Origin of the sequence: Moorena sp. SIO4G3 (genome assembly GCF_010692305.1) — a bacterium.
GTDB classification, from domain to species: domain Bacteria; phylum Cyanobacteriota; class Cyanobacteriia; order Cyanobacteriales; family Coleofasciculaceae; genus Moorena; species Moorena producens_A.
Genome location: NZ_JAAHIG010000403.1, coordinates 1 through 7,666, shown reverse-complemented (window position 1 = coordinate 7,666; position 7,666 = coordinate 1). Strand labels below are relative to the sequence as shown.

8 protein-coding genes are annotated in these 7,666 nt (G+C 43.5%); 5 read left to right on the top strand and 3 right to left on the bottom strand.

Going from position 1 to position 7,666, the window contains the following annotated elements; genetic code table 11:
• Positions 1 to 585 precede the first annotated feature (585 nt).
• Positions 586 to 1,080 carry an allophycocyanin subunit alpha-B gene (gene apcD / locus F6J99_RS38050; protein WP_293121097.1) on the bottom strand — a complete coding sequence of 165 codons (495 nt, stop codon included), beginning with the start codon at positions 1,078 to 1,080 and terminating at the stop codon, positions 586 to 588.
• A gap of 24 nt (positions 1,081 to 1,104) precedes the next feature.
• On the opposite strand from apcD, the gene F6J99_RS38045 reads away from it, so the two are divergent.
• From F6J99_RS38045 to F6J99_RS38035, 3 genes are all read left to right on the top strand, one after another.
• A complete protein-coding gene (locus tag F6J99_RS38045; protein WP_293121095.1) occupies positions 1,105 to 1,227 on the top strand; it encodes a hypothetical protein in 123 nt (40 codons plus the stop codon).
• 320 nt (positions 1,228 to 1,547) lie between these two features.
• Positions 1,548 to 2,933, top strand: a complete 1,386-nt coding sequence (gene rlmD, locus F6J99_RS38040) for a 23S rRNA (uracil(1939)-C(5))-methyltransferase RlmD (protein ID WP_293121099.1) — start codon at positions 1,548 to 1,550, stop codon at positions 2,931 to 2,933.
• A 574-nt stretch (positions 2,934 to 3,507) separates the two neighbouring features.
• Positions 3,508 to 3,954, top strand: coding sequence for an anti-sigma regulatory factor (locus F6J99_RS38035; RefSeq protein WP_293121093.1), 447 nt, complete (start codon positions 3,508 to 3,510; stop codon positions 3,952 to 3,954).
• Positions 3,955 to 3,978: 24 nt separating this feature from the next.
• On the opposite strand, the gene F6J99_RS38030 is transcribed toward F6J99_RS38035, so the two are convergent.
• Positions 3,979 to 4,266 (bottom strand): DUF6439 family protein, encoded by a 288-nt coding sequence (locus tag F6J99_RS38030; RefSeq protein WP_293121091.1) that lies wholly within the window; start codon positions 4,264 to 4,266, stop codon positions 3,979 to 3,981.
• Positions 4,267 to 4,347: 81 nt separating this feature from the next.
• Between F6J99_RS38030 and F6J99_RS38025 the strand changes: the two genes are divergently transcribed.
• Positions 4,348 to 4,761, top strand: coding sequence for a DUF2203 domain-containing protein (locus F6J99_RS38025; protein WP_293121089.1), 414 nt, complete (start codon positions 4,348 to 4,350; stop codon positions 4,759 to 4,761).
• 34 nt (positions 4,762 to 4,795) lie between these two features.
• Here the strand turns inward: F6J99_RS38025 and F6J99_RS38020 are convergent, their stop codons facing one another.
• On the bottom strand, positions 4,796 to 6,130 hold the full coding sequence (locus tag F6J99_RS38020) for a heterodisulfide reductase-related iron-sulfur binding cluster (protein WP_293121087.1): 1,335 nt from the start codon (positions 6,128 to 6,130) through the stop codon (positions 4,796 to 4,798).
• Between the two features lie 350 nt (positions 6,131 to 6,480).
• On the opposite strand from F6J99_RS38020, the gene F6J99_RS38015 reads away from it, so the two are divergent.
• Positions 6,481 to 7,293: a class I SAM-dependent methyltransferase gene (locus F6J99_RS38015; protein WP_293121085.1), complete on the top strand. Its 813-nt coding sequence runs from the start codon at positions 6,481 to 6,483 to the stop codon at positions 7,291 to 7,293.
• Positions 7,294 to 7,666 lie beyond the last annotated feature (373 nt).

The following is a 7,666-nucleotide window of genomic DNA, read 5'->3' as shown; positions in this document are numbered from 1 at the left end:
CTAATCTGATACACTGGAGCAGTTATAGCCAAAGCCATCAACAAGATATAAACTGCTCCGATCAGCCAGAGCCATACCGATACCTTAAATAAGGAAGGATGTGATCCTGATGTAGTCTGTTCTACCCAACTCAATTCCTGACCGTCAACAGATATCATCCAGCCAAAAATACTATGGCTTAAAAGAAGAATTGATAATGAAAGCCAGGGAAGTTTTTTGATTAACCACATTTTATTTAAATAATCCCACGACTACAATGCGTGGGATTTGAGGTCATTAATCATTAGTCTTTTGTTAATTGTTCATTGTTAATGGCTAATTGTTAATTGTTAATTGTTAATTTACCATTGACAATTAACCATTGGCTATTTTTAGATGACCAATTACTAATGACTAATCACCAATGAGTTAGGAGGTCAGCTGTCAGCTGTCAGCTGTCAGCTGTCAGCTGAGGTAACAGAGATTAAACGAATGCTTACCTGTTTTATTCAAAAGCTGTTCAGTGTAGCTTGCCCTATGCCCATAAGCTGTTCGCGTAGCGTGCGCGTAGCGCATTAGCTGATAGCTGATAGCTGATAGCTTACCTTAGGACTTAGGAGACATTGCTTGAATAATGTAATCGAAGTAGGGACCTGTCAGGTCAGCATCCTCATCGGTTAGGATTCCCAAAGATGCCTCTTTTAAGCAATTTATCGCTTCTGACATCCCTGCCATTGGCACACCTAGGGCATTATACATTTCTCTTGCCCCGATGATACCAATGTCTTCAATAGGTTTCTGATCACCAGCAAGCACACCATAGGTGACCAAGCGCAAGTACCAACCATAGTCCCGTAAACACTGATTGCGTTCACGCTGACCATAGGCATTGCCTCCTGGTGCTATGAAGTCAGGGCGTTTCTGCCACAGCTGACTGCTGGCTTTTTGTACAATCTTTTTTTCATTTTCCGACAGGGTGGCAACAATGCGCAATCGCTGCTCACCGGTTTGCAAAAAATCATTGATACTTTTGAGTTCACCAGAGCTGAGGTATCTCAGCTCGTCATCGGCATTGAGAATGACTTGACTAACTACACTCATGTTATTAGTTTATGGAGTTTTTTATTGAGTTACTCAGGCAACAAGTCCCGAGCTAAATTACAGATTTTAGCTCAGGACTTGTTGCCAGAACTGTTAATTAGTAGTTTACCGACTTTGGGTGACACAACGGAAGGGCATTGGGCATAAGATCAACAAATAGAGCAAAACCGATGCATGCTTGCTGGCATCGATAGTCTCTTTCCCCTCTTACCAGATCCTTCACATCCCCTCGAACCATCCGTTGCCCCCTCTTGGCATCTGTAGCTCGTATTAAAACAAAACTATCAGGATTTACGCAAAACTGCTCACCAAAGGCTATAAGTACTAAGGTACCTTAATAATGCACTGTACAGGTAGCGAGGGGTGCGCAGACCTGAGGGGATTTCTACCATGAGCGACTGAATCCGATCTCTGTACTCTCTACTCCCTACTCCCTACTCCCTACTCCCTATTCCCTGTGCTATATGATGCCAATGATGATAACTAATGAGCCCAGCCCTGAGTGTTGGCAACAAGGTCAACTGATTGAGGTCATGATTACAGACCTCAGTGATAGTGGTGATGGCGTTGGACGGCTAGGAAATCGGGTGGTTTTTGTTCCGGATACTGTCACAGGGGATAAAGCTTTGGTGCGCCTGATTCGGGTCAAACCTAACTATGCAACTGGTAAGTTACACCAACTGTTGGTGGAATCTCCTAATCGTGTTCATCCCAGATGTATCGTGGCGGATAAGTGTGGTGGTTGCCAATGGCAGCATGTGAGCTGGGACTATCAGCAGTTGGCGAAGCAAAATCAGGTGATTCAAGCCCTCAAACGCATTGGTGGATTTAGGGAACCCGCCGTAGCACCAATCTTAACCACAGATTCTTCCTTGGGCTATCGAAACAAAGCTACCTATCCCCTTAAACGCTCAGCAACGGGTTCAGTTCAAGCGGGTTACTACCAAAAAGGTAGCCACCAGCTGATTAATCTTAATCAATGCCCCGTGCAAGACCAGCGCTTGAATCCCCTGCTAGGGGAAATTAAGCAGGATATTCAGCAGTTGGGGTGGTCGATATACAACGAAAGCCGCCACCAAGGACGATTGCGTCACCTTTCGTTACAAATTGGAAAACAGACTGGCGAGATGTTGCTGACCTTGGTCACAACAGATCTGAATTTAAAAGACTTGGATTTCCAAGGGCAAACTTGGCTAAATCGTTATCCCCAACTGGTTGGTGTTTGTGTGAATCATAACCCCCAGCGCAGTAATGTCATTTTTGGTTCCCAAACCTATTGTGTTGCCGGTCAGCCATACTTGACAGAGAACTTTGCTGGTCTTGATTTGCGGCTGCGACCAGATACATTTTTCCAAGTTAATACTCAAGCAGCTGAGGTTTTGTTAAACCTAATCATTAAACAGCTAGCCCTCAAGGGGGATGAATGTGTAGTTGATGCTTACTGTGGCATTGGGACGTTTACTCTACCCCTTGCTCAACAGGTACGCCAAGCTATCGGTATGGAAGTGCAAGCCGCATCGGTAGAGCAAGCTGAGCAGAATGCCTTGATTAATGGGATCACTAATGTAAAATTTCAGGCGGGATCAGTAGAGCAGTTACTCTCCCAGTTGACTATAGCGCCAGATATTGTAATACTTGACCCACCCCGTAAGGGATGTTCTCCGGCTGTGATTGACATGCTTAGGCAAGTGGCACCAAAACGGATCGTTTATATTAGCTGTAAGCCAGCTACCCTAGCACGAGACCTCAAACTTCTTTGCCTCAACGGTTACTACCAGTTAACCCATATCCAACCTGCTGACTTCTTTCCTCAAACCTCCCATGTTGAATGTGCTGCTTTTCTTGAGCACTGATATCGGCGTTGCCCAATTGTCCAACACCTAAGGCTAATGGCTGATTGGTGATGGACAATTGGTAGCCTACCCAACGGTTGCATGGGCATAGAAATAGTTTGTTTATGTATAGTCTTTATATATAGACTCAATTATCTACATCAATTATTTACCTATTTGACTGGTATTTCATGAGGAAAATACCCAGAAGGGTCTGGTCTGGGCGAAAATTTTCTGATACTATAGACGTAGGGAATCAGAAATAAACAAGGTTACAGAATATGAGTAACGCTAAATGGCTATTATAGCGCTGTTTAGGAATTTTTACCATTGAGCTGATAGGTAAAGCAGCGACATTAGTGAAAAACCTATTGAACTAATTAACAGAATAATTAACCATAGAGAGGTTGTAGTTTAGCTATGCCAGCAGGAATCTTCATGTCTGAATATAGAAGCCAACCTCAAGAAATCGAGAGTTCCTAGTCCGGTTCTCCCTGAGCACGATTCTGCCGTGCTTAGGGGGAACCCGATAGAAATCAGGTATCTAGCCTCCTATTATATCAAGTCCAACAAAAAAAAGCTAGGGGTTTCTTGAGTGATTGCCACATCTTTGAGTCCGGCTGAGTGCGGTTGGGAAACGGTTAGCTTTGCTTCTACCCTTTACCTTTGCCCGATATTAGATTTGCTTCTTGAACAAATTCCCAATAAATGGCAACCGGAACTCCGGCTGGGATTACAAGAAGCATTGGTGAATGCAGCAAAGCACGGTAATAATTTAGACCCAAGTAAGACCGTAGAGGTTCAATTTTCAGTAGTCAATGGTGAATATTGGTGGGTAATTTCAGATGAAGGGTCTGGTTTTACCAATGATGATGACCAAGAGAGTCCCGATGTCACCCTACCCTGCGATGAATCAGAAAGCGGTAGAGGCATGAGTCTGCTTCACCAAATCTTCGATCAAGTCCTCTGGAACAACCAGGGCACGGAAATTAGACTTTGTAAACAAGTTAACCACCCCTCTAAGCGCCCTCTATTGTCTTAAGCACCTATTTTACTTAGGGCTTCGTTACTTAGGGTTTCGTGTCCCATGAGTTGGACATGGTGGAGCGGAAATAGAGCGGTCTAGCCATCCAGATGCTTGGCGCAATCGTTCAAGGGCTTCTTCTGGATGTTCATTGAGCAGAAATACCAAAGCAGCAGCAGCTTGCTCACTGGCTCGGGCAGAGCGGTTAGACTTTAGGCGATGCCAATCATTGGGTCTGATCGCCAAACGCTCTGCTAAGGCTTGAGCCAATTCTAGAGTGCTAGGTTCCATCTTAGCATCAGTTTTGGGTAATTGGATGGATTCAGGCATTGTTTTTTGAGTGCTGAGTAGGAGAGTGTGTCAGTGCTTACCAACTCAAGACTATTTTAACTTAGGATTTACGATTGCTATATGCCTCCAGAATCGTTTCATTCATCTTACCGTAATTCAGGAAAAAATAGAGAGGATCAAGAAGATGTTGCTGAGTTTGAAGAGGAATTGGCAGAAATAGAGCGATCGCTTAATACTCTCAAGAAACGTTTTTCTCAGGTTGAGCAAGATCAGCGACAGCAAGCTCAACTCCAGGAGCGTCGAGAGCAAGTTAGGAAAGATTTGCGCAAGACTAAACGTACTAATACTAATAGTAATCGACAAGCCCTAAAGGCTGAGTTAAGGCAAATCCAGGAACAACTGGAAGTCCTGGAGCTGAATTTAGAGAGTCAGTTGTTTTCTTGGCATAGTCTACGGGAACCGTTTTGGCATGGGGTGCGGTTTGGGGGATTGGGTTTGGTGATTGGTTGGATACTTAGGTCTTGTGTTAGTTAGTTACTTGTTGACAGTTGTTCTTGTGTACCTAAAGCTAAATTGCTAATCCTCTGATCGAATAATCCAATAACTCCATCGGATGCATTAAGGTAATGTCTTTTCCTTGGAGCTGCAAATGCTTCTTGATCTGCAATGAACAGCCTGGATTCGGGGAAGCAATCAACTCTGCCCCAGTATTCAATAAATTATTCACCTTCTGCTGTCCCAGCTCATCGGCTACTTCTGGTTGCAGCATGTTGTAAACTCCAGCACTACCGCAACACAAGGCGGCATCCATCGGTTCCTTTAAGGTCACTCCTGGAATTTGCCGCAATAACTGTCTCGGTTGCACACTAATCTTCTGTCCATGTAATAGGTGACAAGCATCCTGATAGACAATAGTTAATGGCTCATCCCTAAGGGGGGAAAGGGTTGCAGTTAGTCCCACACTAGCTAGAAATTCCTGGGCATCCTTCACCTTACCCGCAAATTCTTGAGCTTTTTGGGCATACTCGGGGTCATCTTCGAGGATGTGACCATACTCCTTCAAGGTATGACCGCAGCCAGCAGCATTAATAATGATGGCATCAACTCCTGTCCCTTCAAAGCTATCAATCATCTGTCTTGCCAAGGCTTGGGCTTGCTCTGTTTGTCCTTGGTGTTCTGGCAAAGCGGCACAACAGCCCTGGGTTTTGGGAATCACCACTTCACAGCCATTGGCGGTCAACACCCGCACTGTTGCTTCATTCACTGGGGAGAAAAACAACCGTTGCACACAGCCAAGTATTACTCCTACCCGGTAACGCTTCTTACCCACAGAGGGAATCAGATCGGGTAAATTATCCCGAAACGAATCTAGAGTAACTTTTGGTAGCATTGACTCCATGGCTGCTAAGCGAGGAGATAGCAGTTTGAGCCAATTCGTAGAGCGCACTAATTTCTGTACGCCCAAGGTCTGGTAGAGATATAAAGGAAACAATAATGAACGCAATCGCCCCGGATAGGGAAACAAGCTAAAAATTAGCTGTCTAAACATCCAATCTGGAAAACTACGAGGCTGATTTCGCTGAACTTGATGACGAGTCGCGGAGATTAGCTTATCGTACTGAACCCCAGACGGACAAGTTGTCACACAAGCTAAACATCCTAAACAAGAATCGAAATGTTGTGTACTCCCCTCGGCCAAGGGAGCTTCCCCTTGACTAATGGCATTCATTAAATAGATCCGACCCCTAGGGGAATCCATCTCTTTGCCAAGCACCCGGTAACTCGGACAGGTAGAAAGACAAAACCCACAATGAACGCAGGCATCAATCAATTCCTGCTTGGGCGGTTTTTGAACATCAAAACCATTGTGTTTCTTCGTGGTTAGTTGTTGGATATTGGTCATTTTTTAACGCTTGGAAGGTTGTAATGTTTAAGGTTGTAATGTTTAAGGTTTAAGGTTGTATAGACCTCTTGCAAAAGTCTTTCGTGGTGTAATTAAAAATTTGGCAGCTTTTGATTGTACCACGAAAGACTAACAAACTTGTTCTGTAATCTCTTTGTGTATAAGCGTAGTATACAATTTAGCTAATTTTTACAAAAGTTTATATTATAACTCAAAATATTTTTGCAAGAGGTCTATGGTCTACAAACCTAGTGTCACAACTCTGGCTCAGAAATTGCAAGTTTGTATAGAGCGATCGCTCAAAATTCTGTAAAAATTGACGTAATCAACTCATAAATATTTAAAACCCTATGTCTGAAGTTACAACTAAACTCACTGGTGTCTCTCGTACTCTGGTTTTCACCTTGAAGACTAGAGCAGAAGAACAAGAGCGTCCTGACTGTCTGTTTCAAGACCCCTTAGCTGTAGAGTGGCACAAACAATTGCCTCTAGACCCCGATATGGAAGCATTTTATAGTCAGTTGAGTCGTTTAGTTCAAACCAGTTGGTCTACGCGGTCTTATATTCATGACCAAATTGCTTCTCGTCATATTGCTAACTATCCTCATCCTGTTGTTGTAGAATTAGGTGCGGGTTTATCTACTCGCTTTCACCGCATCGGACAGAATGTTAAGTGTTGGCTAGACCTTGATTTACCAGATGTAACAAATTTACGCCGTCAGCTAGACACAGAAACAGAGCAACACCAGTTTATTAGTGCTTCTGTAATGAATTTTGATTGGATGAATTCTATTCCTAATGTGGGTTCTGAAAATATTTGCTTCCTTGCGGAAGGCTTGCTCATGTACCTTGAACCAAATCAAGTCCAGCAACTGGTTAAGCAAATGCGATCGCATTTCTATGGTGCAACTTGGGTAATGGATGTTATGGGTAATTGTAATAAGTCTTTTAAAAAAAAGGCAGCTAAATTTGAAGCACCATTGCAGTGGTTTGTGAACAACGAACAAGACTTAAGCGCTATGGGATTGCAAGTAGTCAATACTTGGCCTCTCTATCAATTATATCCAGAACGTTGGCCTTGGCAATGGCAATTAATTTTGAAATTGCTTACCCAATTCCCCTACTTTCGTAATGGATATCTAATTGTGGAAACTAAGTTATAGCAATCAGGAATGAGATGTGAGAAAACAATAGAGGAGTTAGTGGATAAAAACATGCAAAAATTAGATACCTTTATGGAACCTATTCCACTAATAAAATGGATTAATCCAGAATAAGATATGTATAGTGGCGATCGCTAATCTTGAAGGCATCAAGGTAAAATAGATCAAGACTTACCCAAGGGCACTATAATATAGTTTTAAGCCTTAAGGTTTTCTGTACATTGGCGATCGGTGGTGATAAACATGTAGTAATTTGTCCGCCGGCGCGTCCGAAAAACGTGCTCTTCATCCTGGCCGACGACCTGGGCTGGGGCGAGCTCGGGAGTTACGGACAGGAAAAGATCCGCACGCCGAACCTGGATCGTCTCGCGAG